This is a genomic window from Plantactinospora sp. WMMB782 (genome assembly GCF_049179135.1).
Lineage (GTDB): Bacteria > Actinomycetota > Actinomycetes > Mycobacteriales > Micromonosporaceae > Plantactinospora.
Genome location: NZ_JBMHMC010000007.1, coordinates 6143145 through 6160577, shown reverse-complemented (window position 1 = coordinate 6160577; position 17433 = coordinate 6143145). Strand labels below are relative to the sequence as shown.

The following is a 17433-nucleotide window of genomic DNA, read 5'->3' as shown; positions in this document are numbered from 1 at the left end:
CGGGTTTCTCGCCTATGTTGCCTTCATGACCGACGACGTCGCGCTGCTCCTGCGCCGGGCCGGGTTCGGTCCGACGGCGGCGGAGCTGGCCGCGGCGAAACAGTCGGGATATCCCGACACCCTCTCCGGGTTGCTCGCCCCGCTCGGGCCGGACGTCGGGGCGACCAGCTCCCCCGTCCCGAGGCTCGGCCCGGACCCGCACGCCAACCTGCCGAACCCGACCCGGGAACAGCACGTCCGGGCCGACACGATGCGCAAGGCCCAGGCCGAGCTGATCGAGCGGTGGTGGCTGGACCGGATGACGGTCGCCAGTCACCAGGCGGTGGAGAAGCTGGTCTTCTTCTGGCACGGGCACTGGGCCACCTCGGTCGACAAGGTGAGCAGCGCGCAGTACATGCTGACCCAGCACCGGACGATCCGGGCCGCCCGGGACGTGGTGGACCTGGCCCACCGGATGATCGTGGACCAGGCTCTCATCTACTGGCTGGACGGGCAGCACAACAAGAAGGACGCACCGAACGAGAACCTCGCCCGGGAACTCTTCGAGCTGTTCCTGCTCGGCATCGGCCAGTACACCGAACGCGACGTCCGGGAGGCGGGCCGGGCGCTCACCGGCTGGCGGACGATCCTGGAGCGGGAGACACCGGTCTTCGACCGGCAGCGGCACGACCCGGGCCGCAAGACGATCCTCGGCCAGACCGCCAGGTTCGACGCGCACAGCCTGGTCAACCTGCTGCTGACCCGCCCGGAGTGCCCGCGCTTCCTGGCCACCCGGATGTGGTTCCGGTACGCCTCGCACAGCGAGCCGATCCCGGAGCGGGTCCGGGAGAAGATGGCCGAGGCGTTCCCGGTGCCGACGGCGATGCTGCGCGCGCTCTTCGAGGACGACGCCTTCGCCGGCACCGCGCACACCCTGGTGAAGCAGCCGGTGGAGTGGCTGGTCGGGGCGATGCGGCAGCTCGGCCTGCGGATGAGCAGCCTGCCGGTCGAGACCGCCATGGAGATCGTGTACGCGATGCGCGCCCTCGGACAGCTTCCGTTCGCCCCGCCCAGCGTGGGCGGCTGGCCGGCCGGCACCGCCTGGTTGACCTCGGCCGCCGCCCAGGTCAGGATGAACCTCGCCGGGAAACTGGCCGCGCTGCACCAACCGCGGCGGCTCACCCCGGAGGACGTGGCGCACCTGCTCTGCCTGGACGGCTGGACCGACCGGACCTACCAGGTGCTCCGGACCGTCGGGGACCCGCACCAACTGCTCGTCCTCGGCCTGTCGAGCCCGGAATACCTGGTGACCTGAGATGGACGCGCTTACCCGACGCCGTTTCCTGCTCGCCTCCGGTGTCGTCGGCGCCGGTGCGCTGGCGGCCACCGGTGCCGGCCTCGGCCTCGCCGAGCTGCTGGAGAAGTCGTCCCCGGTCGACCCCGCCGACCCGGGCCGGACCCTGGTGCTGGTCACCCTCTACGGCGGCAACGACGGGCTGAACACCGTGATCCCGTACCAGGACCGCCGCTACCACGGGCTGCGGCCCGAGTTGGCGTACCCGGCCGAGAAGGTGCTGCACCTGGACGACGCCCTGGGCCTGAACCCGAAACTGACCGGGCTGAAGCGGCTCTGGGACGCGGGGCGGCTCGCGGTCGTGCTGGGCGTCGGCTATCCGAAGCCGGACCGCAGCCACTTCCGGTCGATGGACATCTGGCAGACCGCGTCGCCGGAGATGCCGATCTACAGCGGCTGGGTGGGGCGGTGGCTGGACGGCACCAGGGCGTCGCCGGAGACGGCGGTGAGCTTCGAGCCGGTGCTGCCGCCACTGCTCGCCGGGGAGACCCGGGCCGGTGCCTGCGTCAGCCTCGGCGGCCTCAAACTGCCGTCGGGCATCGACACCGGGCTCGTCGGGGCGCTCGGCGGGGCGCAGCCGGGCGAGCCGGCGATGCAGGCCCGCGCCGCCGCCTCCTACGCCGACCTGCTCCGGGTGGAGCAGCTGGTGCGGCAGGGCCGGGAGCTGCCCCGGGCCGACGGCGGGCCGATGGGTCCGGCGACCGGCACCGGCGGCTCGAGCGCGCTCGCCGGGCAACTCGGGCTGGTCGCCCGGTGCGTCGAGGCGAACGTACCGACCCGGGTGTACTCGGTGAGTCTCGGCGGCTTCGACACGCACGCCAGCGAGATCGTCGGGCACGAGATGCTGTTGACCCAGCTCGACCAGGCGCTGGCCGCTTTCGTGGAGCGGATGAGCCGGACCGGGGCCGGCCGGCGGGTCACCGTGGTGGTCTACAGCGAGTTCGGGCGGCGGGTCCGGGCGAACGCCTCGGACGGCACCGACCACGGCACCGCCGGCCCGGTCTTCGTGCTCGGCGGCGACGTGACCGGCGGCCTCTACGGCGAGCAGCCGAGCCTGACCGACCTGGACGACGGCGACCTGCGGGCCACGGTCGACTTCCGGCAGGTCTTCGGCACCGTCCTCGGTTCGGTGCTCGGCGCCGACCCGGCCCGCTACCTGGGCGGCTACCAGGTCACGCCGTTGCCCTTCCTGCCCGCCGCCGGATAGCCGCCGCCCGTCGACCCGGGCTGCTCACCGGTCGACCGGGCGGGCTCACCGGCCGCCGCCCCGGAACACCTCGATGACCGTACGCAGCAGCACCTTGGTGTCCAGCCAGAGCGACCAGTTCTCGATGTAGTAGTTGTCGAACCGGGCGCGGTCGGAGATCGGGGTGTCCCCACGCAGGCCGCTCACCTGGGCGAGGCCGGTCAGCCCGACAGGCACCCGGTGCCGCATCGCGTAGTCGGGGTGCTCGGCGGAGAACTTCTGCACGAAGTACGGCCGCTCGGGACGGGGGCCGACCACGGTCATGTCGCCACGCAGGATGTTCCAGAGTTGGGGCAGCTCGTCCAGCGAGGTGCGCCGCATGAACCGGCCGACCGGGCCGATCCGCTGGTCGTCGGCGATCGACCAGTGGGTCCGGGACTCGGTCTCGTCCGCCGGTTTCATGGTGCGGAACTTGATGACGTCGAACGGCTTGCCGTACCGGCCGATCCGCTCCTGGTGGAAGAAGATCCCGCGACCGCCCTCCAACCAGGTGGCGAGGGCGCAGAGCACCAGCACCGGGCTCAGCACGACGAGCGCCACGGCACAGAAGGCGATGTCGGAGGCGCGCTTGAGCAGCCAGCGCAGGCCGGTGAGGCTGGTGTGCCGGATCTGCACCACCGGGATCGCTCCGATGTGGTCGGGCAACCCGCCGGGCGAACGCGAGCCCCAGAGCCGGGGCACACTCCAGATGTCGCAGTCCGCGAACTCCGGCCGGGCCAGCAACTCCATCAGGCTGTTCTCCGGACAGTCGGGTTCGGCGACGACGAGCACGTCGCACTCGACCAGCCGGATCCGGTCGGCGAGCTGGTCCAACGTGCCGATCAGCGGCGGCGAGCCGGGCCCGGACCGCTCCTCGGCGTCGACGCAGCCGGCGAAGCGCAGCCCGTACTGCGGATAGCGGCGCAGCAGCCGGGCGAGTTCGGCGGCGACCGGACCGCTGCCGATGATGATGGCGTTGTGCTCCACCCAGCGCCGCTTGCGGGCGACCGTCACCGCCCGCCGGGTGATCGCCCGGCCGACGATGACCAGCCCGGCGGAGAGCACGACACCCCGCATGAACCCGGTCATGTACTCGACCGAGCCGTGCCGCATGGCCGCGATGATGGCGACGATCGCGGCGGAGGCGAGCAGCCGGCCGCAGAGGCTCGGCAGTTCGTCCAGGATGCTCATGTGCCGGCGGGCCCGGTAGAGCCCACCGGCGGCGAAGATGGCGACGGTGAGCCCGGCGGTGAAGACCGTCCCCCGCCAGTACCGGTCGGTGACCAGCAGCGGCCCGAGCAGCGCGACGAGGTCGACCGGTGCGGTCACCATCCAGGCACGCAGTCGACGGGTCCGCACGGAGGCGCGGGAGCCGGCGTACGGCAGCACCGCCGTGGTGTCGGTGCCGACCCGCACCCGTTCCGCCGGGCCGGGTCCGGTGCGGGGCCGCGGCACCGGCGGGACGTCGGTGACCGGGTCGACGGCACCGGTGACCGGCACGCCCGGCGCGGCCGGCGACCGGTCCGGCGGGCCGGTGTCGGGCAGGCCGACCACCGGATCATGCGATGCCAGCGGCCAGCTCGACATCTGCTACCTCCCCCGTGACGACGACCGCCCCTACCGGACGCCGGGTGCAGGATACGGCCGTGGATGGCCAGCCCCGACGGGGGCGGTCACTTCGCTCTACTCAGGATCTCGGGTACCGCGTCGCGCCGGACCGCGTCGTAGAAGGTCTTCACCTCGTCGGTCTTGGCGAACACCACGCTCTCGTCGCCGACCCGGCCGGTGCCCTTGGTCGGGCTGGTCAGGAAGGTCAGGTTGCCGCTGCGCAGGTGCCGCAGCTCCGTCCCCATGTCCAGCAGGGAGAGGGTCTTGTCGACCGAGACCGCGTCGGCGGAGGCCCGGATGAAGGAGTTCAGCTTCGCCGGGTTGGCCAGGGTGCCACCGGAGGCGGCCTTGTCCAGGATGGCCCGGATCACCTGCTGCTGGTGCCGGATCCGGGCGAAGTCCCCGTCCTTGAACGCGTAGCGCTCCCGGGCGTAGTCCAGCGCCTGCGCGCCGTCCATCACCTGCTTGCCCTTCTTGAACTCGCGGCGTCCACCGGGCAGCAGCGAGTGCGTGGAGGTGAAGCTCTCCTCGACGGTGAGCTGCACGCCACCGAGGGCGTCGACGATCTCCTTGAAACCGGCGAAGTCGACGAGCGCCACGTGGTCGATCCGCACCCCGGTGAACTTCTCGACAGTTTGCACCATCAGCGGAATCCCACCCCAGGCGTAGGCCGCGTTGATTTTCGCGTCCCGGCCGCCGTGCTTGCCGTCCTTGGACTTCGGCACGTTCACCCAGGTGTCCCGGGGGATGGAGACGAGCTGGGCGCTCGACCGGTCCGCCGGCAGGTGGGCGAGGATGATGGTGTCACTGCGCGATCCGCCGGTACTGGACGGATCGCGGGTGTCGCTGCCCAGGATCAGGATGTTCTTGGCGTCCTTCGCCACCTTGACCGGACGCGACTCCTCGGGCACCTCGTCGAACGCCTCGACCCGCTCGATGCCCGACTCCAGCGAGTGGACGTAGATGCCGGCCGCAACCGCTCCCCCGCCGCCCAGCAGCGCCAACACCAGCAGCGTGATGAGGACGATCCGCCGGGTGCGTCGCCGACGTCGCTTCGGCGGCGCCCCGGTGGAACTCCCGTCCGGAGTCGCCGGGATGACCTCGGTGGAGTCGGACTCCGCGAGTGAGGGGTGGTGTGGCATGGCCTCGATGCTACTGATGCACGCAACAGTGAAAAGCCCCGGTCGCACAGCCGATCCGCCGCGACCGACCCGACCACACTGCGCCGCAGCTCAACGGCGTTCCGGCCGGACGTAGGAGGCGCCGAGGGCCGTACTTTCCGGCCGAGTATCGCCGTTTCGGTGCCACCGGCCGGCCGGATCGGTGACAGTGCGAGGCGGAGCGGTGTCGGACGAGGCGGAGCATGGTGCGGCGACAGCGGCGGAACGGAAACGGTGCGCGGCCATCGGAGCAGCCGAGCAGCGTCCTCAGCCCGTCGGCCGAGTTCCCGCCGCTCGGCGAGGCCGAACTGGCCGCCCTGGGCGAGGTCGGCCGCCGGTGGCGGGTGGACCTGGCCGACCATCCGCCCCGGGACGCCGCACTGCCGCTGGATCCGGGACTGGAGAACTACCGGCACCGGGCGGCGCCGAGCCGCTCGGGTCGGCTGGGCCGGATCGAGATGTTCAGGACGACCGAGCGGCAGGAGCAGTTGACCGCCACCGGCCCGGCCAGCCCCACCGGCAGCCGGACCGGCCGGACCGGCACGGCGCTGCGGCGCGCCCTGCTCGGCCCGCCCCTGGCCAGCACGGCGGTGCTGCACGAGCGGATGCGGAAACTCGTCGCCCTCCCGGTGCTCTCCTCCGACCTGCTCTCCTCGGTCGCGTACGGGCCGGAGGCGATGCTCGCCATCCTGGTGCTGGCCGGCAGCGGCGCGCTGGGCCTGGCCCTGCCGATCGGCGCCGCACTGGTACTGCTGATGATCACGGTCGGTACGTCGTACCGGCAGACCGTCTACGCCTATCCGCACGGCGCCGGCTCCTATCTGGTGGCCTCCGACAGTCTCGGCACCCGGGCCGGACTCACCGCCGCGGCCGGGCTGATCATCGACTACGTGCTGACCGTCTCGGTGTCGGTGGCGGCCGGCGTGGAGGCGATCACCTCGGCGCTGCCCGGGCTGACGCCGTACACGGTGCTGCTCGGACTGCTGGTGATCGCCGCGCTGCTCGCCGGCAACCTGCGCGGGGTAAGGGCCTCCGGCAGGCTCTTCGCCGCGCCGACGTACCTCTTCCTCGCCGCCATCGGGCTGCTCTTCGTCGTCGGGGTGGCCCGGGCGGCGGGCCGGGGATTCGAACCTGTCCCGCCGCCCCCGGTCGGCGCGGTCGAGGGACTCGGCCTGCTGGTCGTGCTCCGCGCCTTCGCCTCCGGCGCCTCCTCGATGACCGGGATCGAGGCGGTCGCCGACGCGGTGCCGGCGTTCCGGCCGGTCGAGTGGCGCCAGGCCCGGACCACGCTGACCTGGATGGTAGGCATCCTGGTGGTGCTCTTCGCCGGGCTGACCCTGCTGTTCCACCTCAACGGGCTGGTCCCCCGGGCCGACGAGACGCTGCTGTCCCAACTCGCCCGCGGGACGTTCCGCACCGGGCCGTGGTACGCGCTGATCCAGGCCGCCACCACCCTGGTCCTGCTGCTGGCCGCGAACACCGCCTTCAACGACTTCCCCCGGTTGCTCTTCTTCATGGCCCGGGACAGCTACGCGCCCCGACAGTTCCTGCACATGGGAGACCGGCTCGCGTTCAGCAACGGCATCGTCGTGCTGGCCGTGGCGGCGGCGCTGATCTTCGTGGCGTTCGGCGGCTACACGCAGTCGCTGATCCCGCTCTACGCGGTCGGGGTCTTCCTGGCCTTCACCCTCTCCCAGGGCGGCATGGTGGTGCACTGGCGCCGGCACCGGGAACCGGGCTGGCGCTGGCGGGCGGCGCTGAACGCCACCGGTGCACTGCTCTGCGGCCTGGTCCTGGTCACCGCCGGGGTCACCAAGTTCGTCGAGGGTGCCTGGGTGGTGGTGGTCGCCGTGCCGGCGCTGGTGCTGCTCTGCCTACAGATCAGACGGCACTACGACGCGATGCGACAGGCATTGACCGTGCCGGCGGACGCTCGTCACGGCAACGGTGACGGTCGCGGTGACAGTGACGGTCGCGGTGACGGTGACGGCCGCGGTCGGCCCGGTCACGGTCGGCCCGGGAGCACCGTCCGGGAGGACCGGGACGAGGTGTTGGCGGACCTGGTCCCGGGTGGGGTGCGGCATCTGGTGGTCGTACCGGTGGCCCGGCTGAACCTGGCCGCCCTGCGGGCACTGGCGTACGCGACCTCGCTCGGCCAGCCGACCTTCGCCGTGCACCTCAGCTCCGAACAGGAGGAGGCCGACCGGTTCCGCCGACAGTGGGAGGCCTGGGGTGGCCACCTGCGGCTGGAGACGATCATCTCGCCGTACCGGACCGTGATCGCGCCCCTGGCCCAGTACGTCGGGGCGCTGCGCTCGGCACGGCCGGAGGTCACCCTGACCGTGGTGGTACCGGAGATCGTGGTCCGGCACCTGTGGCACCACGTCCTGCACACCCGGACCGAGCTGCGACTGCGTCGCGCCCTGCGGGGCGTACCCGGTGTGGTGGTCACCAGCGTCCCCGTCCAGTTGCCGGAGTGACGCGGCCGGGAGTGCCCGGACGAGGCGGCCGGCGGAGCGGGGCCGGCGGAGCGGCGGGGCGGGCCGGCGCGACGTCGTTCGGACGATCGCACCGCTCTGCTCGACCGGCGCCCGGTTCCGCCCTCGCCCGTTCGGTCGGGTCGATGCCCGATCGAGGACAATGCCGCTACCGGACGGCGTGTGGGTCGGGCGGGCCGCGGCCCGGCAGAGCAAACTGTCCGCGTGGAGGCGCAGCAGGTACTCGGCGGTCGCTACCGGCTGGAAGACCAGCTCGGCCGGGGCGGGATGGCGGTGGTCTGGCGGGCCCGGGACGAGGTCCTCGGCCGTCCGGTCGCGGTGAAGCTGCTGGCCGGCCGGCATGCCCGGGACCCGGTGTCGCGACGCCGGATCCGGCACGAGGCCCGGGCGGCGGCCGCACTGTCGCATCCGAACATCGCTCAGGTGTACGACTTCGGCGAGTCGGTGACCGGCCCGACCTGCGTCCCGTACGTGGTGATGGAACTCATCGAGGGCGGCACCCTCGAACAGCGCCTCGCCGCGGGGCCGCTGCCGCCGAAGGCCGCCTTCCGGATCTGCGCCGAGGTGGCGGCGGCGCTGGCCGCCGCACACGACCGTGGACTGGTGCACCGGGACATCAAGCCCGGCAACGTGATGGTGACCCCGGGCGGGGCGAAGGTCGTCGACTTCGGCATCGCGGCGGCGGTCGGACCCGGCGACGCCGAGGAGTGGGGTGACGAACTGCTCGGCACCCCCGGCTATCTCGCCCCGGAGCGGATCAGCGGCGACACCGTGCTGCCCGCCTCCGACGTGTACGGCGTCGGGGTGCTGCTCTACCGCCTGCTGGCGGGTCGCCCACCGTGGAGCGCGGAGACCGCTACCCAGATGCTCCGGGCCCACGTGTACGTCGAACCGGCGCCGCTGCCGCCGCTGCCCGACGTACCCGCGAAGGTCGCCGAGCTGTGTCGGCGCTGCCTCGAGAAGGATCCGGAGCGGCGTCCGGCGGCCCGTGAGGTGGCCGCCGTGCTCGCCCGGTCCGCCGGGGTACGGATCGTCGACGACGAACTCGCCCACTCGCTGGCTCCGGTCGCGGTCGACGGCGAACCCTCGACCGTGCTGGTCCCGCCGGGCGCCGGCCGCCGCAGGACGCGGTTCCGTACCGGGGTGCTGGCGGCCGGCGTGGCGGCGGTGGCGGTCAGCGGGCTACTGCTCTGGCTCGCCGATCCGCTCGGCTCGGGACTCGGCCGCAGCAGTGGTGGCAGGTGGCCCGGACCGAGCGGCGGACCGACAGTGGGCACCGGCCCGCCGGGGACCACCGGTGGCGCTCCGGCCACCCCGGCGGACCGCCTGGAGCCGCCGACGCCGCTCGTCGGCGCCCCCGGGAACCCGAGCGGCGGTCCCGTGCCCGGGCCGGCGACCGGGTTCCCGCCGGCCGGTCAGCCGGGCGGTTGGCCGGGTGGCGGTCCGGGCGGCGATCCGGGTGGTGATCCGGGCGGCGATCCGGGCACCCCGACCGGGCCCGACGAACCGCCGCCGACGACCCCGGAGACGCCGCCGACGACCTCGGCGCCGGAGGAACGGACGCTGACCTCCGAGGGCGGCTCGGTCCGGGCGAGCTGCACCGACGGCGGCGCCTGGCTGCTGTCCTGGACCCCGAGCCGCCCCTACCGGACCGACGCGGTGGACGCCGGTCCGGCACCGACCACGATGGTCCGGTTCCGGCACGGCAACCGCACCGTGCAGATGACCGTCACCTGCGTCGACGGCGTGCCGACGAGTACGAACACCAGCTCCTAGTGTCCAGTGTCGGGATGCTCCGACGTGCCGCTCGGAGCAGTGTCCCGAGGTGGTCCGGCTGACGGACGCGGACGAGCGGGGACTCGCCCGGATGCGGGCGCGGCTGGGTCGGCAACCCGCGCGCCCGAAGGTTGCGCCAGCGGCCCGTCACCGTGGACGCGGCCGTGCGCGCCGCCCGGACGGTGCGGACGGCGCGCACGGGACGGAACGGGGGTCAGAACCTGCCGGCCCTGATGTCGGCCACCGTCACGCGGGAAACCTGGAACGTCTGCACGATGGAGCTCCCCGCTGCCGGGTCTTCCAGCACGGAACTGATCGGCACCCCGTTCTGGGCGTTGAGCGTCAGCACCTGTTCGGTGTCGTCCGTCCACACCCCGGCGGTGACGGTCAGGGTGGGCTGCCCGCCGGTCGTCGAGTCCACGACGGTGACCTGGGGGATGGTGGAGATCAGGCGAAGCACGCCGGCCCGTATCTCAGGGTCGCCTCCGCCGGCGGAGAGCACGTCGACGCTGTTGACCCAGAGGTGGTTGTCGGCGATCCTCTCCCGGTCCTTGTCGGTGAGCGACGGCGGGTTGGGGACCCCCTTCTGCCGAAAGGCTTCCGCCCGTGCTTTCTCCTGCTCGGCGGCAGTGGGGGCCTTCCCCTCGTCGTACACCGAGTTGATCATTTGCTCGCGGGCTCTGCCGAGGTCACCGGTTGCCGCCTGCCGCGCCGCCGCCACCCCGCGGGTGTGGAAGCCGTTGCCGAGGTTCTCGGCACGACCGACCACCCGTGGAAGTTCGCGCCTGACCTCCGTGTAGTAGTACTCACCGCTGTCGGCGTACAGGTGGTACCTGGTACGGGACGGCGCGGTGCCCCGACGGACGTCGACCTTCTCGGTGATCAGCGACGCGTCACCCGGGAGCGCGGCGTTCTCCGCGGTGAGGCTGGCCGCCAGGGACACGAGCTTGATGTCACCGACCGGTGCCGGGGTGCCGGCTCCAGCCGCCCGGTTGTCCGGGCCGGTCGGAGCCGGGGTCGTGCCGGAGCCGGTGGCCATCGGCAGGGTCAGCGCCAGCGCGGCCACGGCGGCGACGCCACCACCGGCGGCCAGGCCGAACACGCGGCGCCTGCGCCGCCGGGCCCGGCCGCGCTGCTCGATCGCCTCGACCGGACGATCCATCCGTACGTCGGAAAGGGTCTGCTTCACCGCGTCCCACACCTCATCGTCGTTCATGATCCAATCTCCTAACGGGCTGCGGGCGCGAACTGCGCCCGCAGGGTTGCGGTGGCACGGGACAGATGGACGGCTACGGTCTGGGCGGAGATGTTCAACACCTCGGCCACGGACCTGGTGTCCAGGTCGAGCCAGATGCGCAACACGACCACCTCACGCTGCCGCCGCGGCAGCCGGCGGACGGCGGCCAGCAGGGCGTCGTTCGTGTCGAGGTCGTCCTCGACGAGGAACGCCCGCTCGTGGCCGTCGAGGGCCACCTCCCGTCGGCGTCGCCGCCACCAGGACACCCGGACGTTGAGGGCGGTGCGTACCACCCACGCCGCCGGTGCCGGATGCTGGCTCACCCGCGGCCAGGAGGCCCAGGCTCGCGCGTACGCCTCGGCGACCAGATCCTCGGCCAGCGCGCGATCGCCCGTACCGGCCAGTACGGCGCGCAGGCAGTTGTCTCGGGAGCGCTGGTAGAAGTCCGCGAAGTCCTTCCGTTCTCGTTCCACACGGGGTTCACGCATCAGCGCTCCGATCCATTTACCCCACCGGAGAGAAGTTTTCCGTCGATCACGGGTCCAGCGACGACCCAACGGATGACGCGGTTTCGAGCCCGGTGAACCCTACTCCGACGACGCAGAGCACTACCGGCCGTCCGGGGCGGCAACAGCGGTCCGCCGCCCGGCGGAGCCTGGGGACCAGCACGCCCTCGGCCCGGAGCTGACCTCCGGACGTCGTCACATCCGGCCGGCGACGGTGCCGGCCACCCGCTCCAGCGGCTCGCGGCTCTCCTTCGGGTCGGCGAGCAGCACCAGCTTCACCGCGACCCACCGGCCGCCCTTCTGGACGAAGACGGCGCCGTCCTCGGCGTACGCCTCGTCGCCGACGCCGGGCAGTGGCCAGATCTCGTGTCCCAGCTCGCGCTCGATGTCGAGGAACTTCTTCGCCCCGTCGCCGACGTAGACCTCCACCTGTGCGGTGGGTCCGGTGACCGGCCCGGTGTAGGTGCACGTCTCCCGGACCGGTACGCCGTCCTCGAGCGGCGTACCGGCCAGCTTCTCCGCCTCCGCCTTGCTGACAAGTGCACAGGCGTCCAGCGGACCGGCCGCCGGTGCCGCGTCGGTCGGCCCGGTCCCCGGGGCGGCACCGCCGACGGCGGGCGGGGCGGCACCGGGGTCCGTTGCCGGCGGGTCGTCGCCGAACCGGCCGCACCCGGCGGAGAGGGCGAGGGCGAGCGCGGTCAGGGCGACCAGCGACGGGCGGCTACGGACGATCATCAGGGGTTCCTCTCAGCCCACGCAGAGCGGGACGTTCGGCAGGGTCTGGGCCGCCCGGTGGATCGGCCACAACTTCTCGGTCTCCAGCTCGAACTTCAACTTGGTCGGCAGCAGCTTCTGCAGCTCCTGGACCGCCACCGAGGAGGCGGTGATCCCGAAGCCGCCGCCGACCTTGGCGTTCAGGCTGGCCGACACGCACCGGGCCAGCGGGGCGCCGAGCGCGGAACCGTTCGTCACCCCGAGGTCGACCACGAGCTTGGCGTACGGGCCGGCGAAGGCGGCCGGGATGCCGATGCCGAACTGGATCTTGGTTTCCACCGCGAAGGCGAGCCCGCTCGGGCCGACCGAGATGCCGGTGATCGAGTCCATGATGCTGCGGACCACCGAGAGGGTCGGCTTCTGGAGCGTGCCGCCGACCATGCCGAGGGTGCCGTCGACGGCCCACTCCCCGGCCGCCTTCACCGTGGTGTTCCGGCCGCTCAGCCCGGTGGTGACGATGAACTTCCAGGTGTTGCTGTAGACCAGCGGCTCGCCCGGGATCGGGATGTTGATCTCGACCGGTACCTCGACCCGGACCTTCCGGTTGTCGTCCGCCCCGTTCGCGGCGCCGGCCGCCAAGTCGACCGAGATGCTCCGGATGCCGTCGACCGCGAAGGTGGCGCCGTTGCCGATCCGGCCGTTCGTGATCGGCACGTCGGCGCGGATCCGCAGATCGGCGACGTTCATGGCGAAGTCGATGTAGACCTTCAGGCTCTCGTCGGCGGCGTACCCGATCTTCAGGCCGAGCTTGCCCGGCGTCCGGTACGGCTGCGCCTCCCAGTCGCCGACGCTGACCGCGAAGTTGCGCTCCCTGGCCGGCGGCAGCCGCCCACCGGCGGGGGCGAGCCGCACCGGGTCCGTGACGAGCACGGTGGTGGTGCCGCCGCCGGCCAGCCCGACCGGGGTGGCCGCGTCCTGCGGCGACCGCGCCCCGGCCGGCACGCTCAGCGCACCGGGCAGGCTCGGAACCTCCTGGTACGCCAGGTCAGCCTCGCCGAACCGCCGGTCGGACCGGAAGTGCGCGTCCCGGAACACCTCGGTGAGGGTCACCGGAGCCAGGGTCACCGCCAGTCCGTCCCCGGTCCGCCGTGCCTGCACCACCCGGCCGACGGCCCGGCTGGTGGCGTACATGATCCGACCCGGTGCGAGGTCGTCGGCGCCCGCCGCGTCGGCGTCCAGGACCCACGTCGTCCCGTCCGCGCTGGCCGACCGGATAGCGTCCGGTCCGCCCCGCACCAGTACCACGTCCGGCTGGTACCTGATCGACCGGTCGCGGCTCGGACCGTATCCGTAGGTGCGGCCGGACTCGCTCGCGGCGGGCTCAGCCGCCGGCCCACCACCGCCCGGCCCACCACCATCCGGCCCACCACCGCCCGGCCGGAGCCCGCACCCGCCGACGCCGACCAGCAGCACGGTCACCGCCAGCAGCGATCCGAACCGCCGCCGCCAACTGGACATCCGCCGCCTCCGCCTCGACCCGTAGCCCCCGGCGGTCCGCCACCGGCCAGGTCCTGCGACCCGCCGCCGGCAGCCGGATCCGGACCGGACCGGACCACGGCCGATCCGCCCCGGCCGGCCCCGGACACGTCCGTTCCGCACCGGCACCCCGCCGTCCGCCGTCCATGATGGCCGGCCGTGTTCCGAGGCGGTTCAGGAATCGTTCAGGGGCGCGCGGTCCCGGCGGGGGCCGGGAAGGGTGCCGGCTCCACCTCGATCTCCCGCATCCGGTCGAGGTACTCCTGGTAGCGGCGGGCCGCCTCGCCGTGCCGACCGGCCGCCGACAGCGCGCCGACCAGGCCCAGGTGTGCCGATTCGTCGTAACCGTCCTCGGAGGTCAGCCGCAGGTACCAGCCGACCGCCGCCTCCGGCCGGCCGATCCGCAGGCACCGGCGGGCCAACCGGCGGATCAGCTCACGGTGCAGCTCGGCCAGCGCGGTGCGCGGGCGGGCCAGCCACTCCCCGGTCACCTCGCCGTCGTCGCAGAAATCCCCGGTGTACATGTCGACGACCGCCTCCAGCCGGCCCAGGATCTCCACCCCACCCACCGAATGCCCCCTCGACCGCCCCGCCGACGGGCCGAGCGGGCTCGGGCCGTCCGCTCCGGTGTGCCCGTCCGGTGCACCGGCACCGTCCGCCGCGATCGCCGCCCGGGCCGCGTCGTGGAACCGCACCGCGTCCACCGACACCCGGTCCGGGTCGATCCACACCGTCGCCGGGTCGGTCCGCAGGTACCGGTCGGCCGGGTGTCGCCGGTCCGGGTCCAGCACGGCGCGGACGGTCGAGACCAGTACCGACAGCCGGCGCAGCGCCACCTCCGCGGGCGTCTCCGGCCAGAGCACGGCGGCCAGGGCGTCCCGACCCAGCGGCCGGCCGAACTGACCGGCCAGCACCTTCACGAGTTCCCGCGCCTTGCGGGACTGCCAGGCGGGCGCCGGAACAGGTACCCCGGCCAGCCGGACCACGAAATGTCCCAGCGTCTGCACCTCGACCTCCGGCACCGGGGCCGGCCCGACCGCCGCGAGCGGTCCGGCGACGTGCCAGGCCCCCTCGCGTACGCCGAGCCGGTGCAGCCGCCGGTGGGCGACCTCCTCGGCGGGCCGGTCCGCGCCGAGCCGGGCCCGCAGCAGCGCGTTGACGGCCAACGCCACCTCGTTGCCGACCTCCGCCCAGATCTGTGCCGCCTCGACCAGCCCCGCCGCCGGCCGCCCCGACCGCCGCCGGCCGCCGTTGCCGCCGCTGGCCGGTACCGTCCCCGGCTCGGTCGCGAGCGCGGCCAGTTCGATCGCCTCGGCCAGCCCGGCCGGGTCGCGTCGGGCGCCGGCCTCGGCACGGGCCCGTTCGGCGTGCCGGTGGGCCGAGTCGACCTCGCCCCTGCAGAGCGCCAGCCAGCCGGCGGCGAGTTCGGCCACGGTCGGCCCGTTGGCGCTCGGCATCGCCAGGGCGCGGCGGGCGTACTCGGCCGCCTCGTCCGGATCCTCGGCATACCGGGTACGGGCCAGCCCGGCACACGCCTCCACCAGTACCTGCGCGTTCCCGTCGGGTTCGGCCATTGCCAGCGCCGCCCGGTAGGCGGCCACCGCCTGACTGGTCGAGCCGCAGACCCGGTGCACCCGGGCGGTGAGCAGCAGCCCGAACGCGGCCAGCGGCGACCCGGCGCGCTGCCACAGGCTCAGCCCGGCGTCGGAGTCGGCCCGGGCCCGGCCCAGTTCGCCGAGTCCCAGCCACGCCTCGGCCCGGTTGTGCAGGGCCAGCGCCAGCAGCAGTCGCTGCCCGGTCCGCTCGCCGAGCCGGATGGCCGCGTCGAGTTCCTCGGTCGCCGCCCGGTACCGCCCCTCCTCGACCAGCCGGGAGCCGACGTTGCAGTGGATCCGCAACTGCTGGTCGAGGTCGCCGGCCCGGACGGCGGCGGCGAGCGCCCGGGCGTAGGCGTGTTCGTTGCCGGCCCGGTCCCCCGCGCTGAACGCGGCCAGCGCCCGGGCGACGTAGGCCGCGGCGATCGCCGCGTCGTCCCGGCTCTGCTCGGCCAGCCGGACCGCCTCGTCGGCGAGTTGCCCGGTCCGGGCACCGTCCCCGCGAGCCCACCGCACCGCCGCCCGGCCGGCCAGCACCTGCGCCTGGTCCGCCAGCGCCCCCGGCGGCTCCACCGGCCCGGTCGACCCGCCCGCCACCAACCCGGCCGACCCGCCCGCCGTCGGGCCGGAGCGGGGCGCCGCCCGTTCGAGCAGTGCCTCCGCGTCGTCGAACTCGCCGCGCCGGTGCAGCAGCGCGCCGAGCCGCCAGGCCAGCGCCGCCGGCACCGGCATCCCGGGTGGTACCGCCGCCAGGTGCCGCAACGCCTCGTCGGGCTGGTCGTCGCGTACCGCCGACTCGGCGAGCACCAGGTCGACGTCGGGTACCCCGGACGGCGCTCCGAGGACCAGCCGGGCTGCCCGGACCGGTGCGGGATCACCGGCGGCGAGCCGCCCCGGACCGGCCAGCTCGCGCAGCGCTCGCTGATACGCCGGTCCGAACCCCGCCTGCGGTCCGAACCCGGCCTGCGGTCCGAACCCGGCCTGCGGTCCGAACCCGGCCCGGCGCAGCGCGGCAAGCACCCAGAGCGCGGCGAGATCCGCCTCGCCCAGCCCCACCGGCAGCTCCGGAAGCCCCGGCGGTTCCGGCCTGCCGGTCCGGGCTGCCGGTTCGCCGGTCCAGGGGACGGACTCTCCGGTCCAGGGCGTCGATTCGCCGGTCCCGGATGCCGGTCGGTCCGGTCGGGTGGCCCAGGACGCCGGTCGGTCCGGTCGGGTGGCCCAGGACGCCGGTCGGTCCGGTCGGGTGGTCCGCCCGGTGGCGAGGTCGGCGATCGCAGCGACCGCCGCCGGCCAGCCGGCACAGTCCAGGGCAGCACGTCGGACCGCCGGATGGGCCCCCGTCGCGCCCGCCGCCGACAGGAGTCGGCGCACCTCGGCCGGGGTGCACGCGAGATCGGCCGCGGCGATCTCGCCGAGCCGGCCGGACGCCCGCAGGTGGTCGACCGGGAACGGCACCGGGTCACGTCCGGCGAGCACCAGCACCGTACCGGCGGGCAGTCGATCGACAAGTGCCGCCAGCAGTTCGGTGCCCGGCCCGGTGTCCAGCAGGTGCGCGTCGTCGAGCACCAGCCGGATCGCGGCCGTGGTCGCCGCGGCCGCACCCCCGGCACTGGTCCGGCCGGTGGCGGCGAAGCCGGTCCGGGCGGCGGCGGAGGTCAGCCCCGCGACGAGTACTCCGGCGAGCAGGACCGGATCGTCCCGGCCCTCGACGTCGACCACCTCGACACCGCCACCGCGCACGCCGGCCACCTCGATACCGGCACCGTGCACACCCGGCACCTCGACACCGACGCCGTGCACGCCCGGCACCTCGACACCGACGCCGCGCAGCGCCGAGGCGAGGGCGGCGAAGAGGCGTACCGGATCACGGTCCTCGGGAAGCAGGGTGTGCCAGGCGCACGACCGCCGGACCGCCCACTCCCGCAGCAGGGTCGTCTTGCCCGCGCCCGCGTCGGCGACGACGGCCACGAACCGGCGGGCGGAGAGCTGGTCCAGCCGCCGGAGCAGCCTCGGTCTAGCCCGCACGGCCGGCTCGGGCCGGGTGTCGCCCGCCGGAGCCGGTCGCCACCCGGCGGTCGCGGCACCGGGCCGTCCACCGTGCGGAGTCGCACCCCGGGCTGACCGGCCCGCCGTCCGGCTGGGCCATGCACGGCTCCTCTCGTCTCGCCGAACGCCTCGCCGACATGATCCAACAGCCCGGCAAGCGCGACGGACACACCGGGACCCACGGTCGGTCCAGAACGCC

At 73.8% G+C, this 17433-nt stretch carries 11 protein-coding genes; 4 read left to right on the top strand and 7 right to left on the bottom strand.

The window, feature by feature from the left end:
• Positions 1 to 25: 25 nt before the first annotated feature.
• Entirely contained in the window at positions 26 to 1294 is a 1269-nt protein-coding gene (locus ACN28A_RS29485; RefSeq protein WP_421400611.1) for a DUF1800 domain-containing protein, read from the top strand.
• Between the two features lies 1 nt (position 1295).
• A complete protein-coding gene (locus ACN28A_RS29480) occupies positions 1296 to 2540 on the top strand; it encodes a DUF1501 domain-containing protein (protein ID WP_421400608.1) in 1245 nt (414 codons plus the stop codon).
• Between the two features lie 45 nt (positions 2541 to 2585).
• On the opposite strand, the gene ACN28A_RS29475 is transcribed toward ACN28A_RS29480, so the two are convergent.
• Positions 2586 to 4145, bottom strand: a complete 1560-nt coding sequence (locus ACN28A_RS29475) for a sugar transferase (protein WP_421400606.1) — start codon at positions 4143 to 4145, stop codon at positions 2586 to 2588.
• A gap of 86 nt (positions 4146 to 4231) precedes the next feature.
• Positions 4232 to 5308: an LCP family protein gene (locus ACN28A_RS29470; protein ID WP_421400604.1), complete on the bottom strand. Its 1077-nt coding sequence runs from the start codon at positions 5306 to 5308 to the stop codon at positions 4232 to 4234.
• 221 nt (positions 5309 to 5529) lie between these two features.
• On the opposite strand from ACN28A_RS29470, the gene ACN28A_RS29465 reads away from it, so the two are divergent.
• Positions 5530 to 7806 carry an APC family permease gene (locus tag ACN28A_RS29465; protein WP_421400601.1) on the top strand — a complete coding sequence of 759 codons (2277 nt, stop codon included), beginning with the start codon at positions 5530 to 5532 and terminating at the stop codon, positions 7804 to 7806.
• A gap of 222 nt (positions 7807 to 8028) precedes the next feature.
• Positions 8029 to 9600: a serine/threonine-protein kinase gene (locus ACN28A_RS29460; protein ID WP_421400598.1), complete on the top strand. Its 1572-nt coding sequence runs from the start codon at positions 8029 to 8031 to the stop codon at positions 9598 to 9600.
• Between the two features lie 214 nt (positions 9601 to 9814).
• On the opposite strand, the gene ACN28A_RS29455 is transcribed toward ACN28A_RS29460, so the two are convergent.
• The 5 genes from ACN28A_RS29455 to ACN28A_RS29435 all read right to left on the bottom strand — a co-directional run bounded on the left by ACN28A_RS29455 (position 9815) and on the right by ACN28A_RS29435 (position 17213).
• The gene (locus ACN28A_RS29455; RefSeq protein WP_421400596.1) at positions 9815 to 10816 is read right to left on the bottom strand and encodes a hypothetical protein; all 1002 of its coding nucleotides are present in this window, start codon (positions 10814 to 10816) and stop codon (positions 9815 to 9817) included.
• Between the two features lie 11 nt (positions 10817 to 10827).
• On the bottom strand, positions 10828 to 11325 hold the full coding sequence (locus tag ACN28A_RS29450; protein WP_421400593.1) for a sigma-70 family RNA polymerase sigma factor: 498 nt from the start codon (positions 11323 to 11325) through the stop codon (positions 10828 to 10830).
• A 213-nt stretch (positions 11326 to 11538) separates the two neighbouring features.
• Complete coding sequence (locus ACN28A_RS29445; RefSeq protein WP_421400591.1) at positions 11539 to 12078, bottom strand: hypothetical protein; 540 nt, start codon at positions 12076 to 12078, stop codon at positions 11539 to 11541.
• Positions 12079 to 12090: 12 nt separating this feature from the next.
• Positions 12091 to 13575 (bottom strand): hypothetical protein, encoded by a 1485-nt coding sequence (locus ACN28A_RS29440; RefSeq protein WP_421400589.1) that lies wholly within the window; start codon positions 13573 to 13575, stop codon positions 12091 to 12093.
• Positions 13576 to 13778: 203 nt separating this feature from the next.
• Positions 13779 to 17213 carry a BTAD domain-containing putative transcriptional regulator gene (locus tag ACN28A_RS29435; protein WP_421400586.1) on the bottom strand — a complete coding sequence of 1145 codons (3435 nt, stop codon included), beginning with the start codon at positions 17211 to 17213 and terminating at the stop codon, positions 13779 to 13781.
• Between the last annotated feature and the right edge of the window lie 220 nt (positions 17214 to 17433).

Excerpts from the sequence above, each read along its gene's own strand:
- ACN28A_RS29475 (WP_421400606.1), bottom strand. The coding sequence starts at position 4,145 with ATGTCGAGCTGGCCGCTGGCATCGCATGATCCGGTGGTCGGCCTGCCC.
- ACN28A_RS29445 (WP_421400591.1), bottom strand. The coding sequence starts at position 12,078 with ATGATCGTCCGTAGCCGCCCGTCGCTGGTCGCCCTGACCGCGCTCGCC.
- ACN28A_RS29480 (WP_421400608.1), top strand. The coding sequence starts at position 1,296 with ATGGACGCGCTTACCCGACGCCGTTTCCTGCTCGCCTCCGGTGTCGTC.
- ACN28A_RS29455 (WP_421400596.1), bottom strand. The coding sequence starts at position 10,816 with ATGAACGACGATGAGGTGTGGGACGCGGTGAAGCAGACCCTTTCCGAC.
- ACN28A_RS29470 (WP_421400604.1), bottom strand. The coding sequence starts at position 5,308 with ATGCCACACCACCCCTCACTCGCGGAGTCCGACTCCACCGAGGTCATC.
- ACN28A_RS29440 (WP_421400589.1), bottom strand. The coding sequence starts at position 13,575 with ATGTCCAGTTGGCGGCGGCGGTTCGGATCGCTGCTGGCGGTGACCGTG.
- ACN28A_RS29485 (WP_421400611.1), top strand. The coding sequence starts at position 26 with ATGACCGACGACGTCGCGCTGCTCCTGCGCCGGGCCGGGTTCGGTCCG.
- ACN28A_RS29450 (WP_421400593.1), bottom strand. The coding sequence starts at position 11,325 with ATGCGTGAACCCCGTGTGGAACGAGAACGGAAGGACTTCGCGGACTTC.
- ACN28A_RS29465 (WP_421400601.1), top strand. The coding sequence starts at position 5,530 with ATGGTGCGGCGACAGCGGCGGAACGGAAACGGTGCGCGGCCATCGGAG.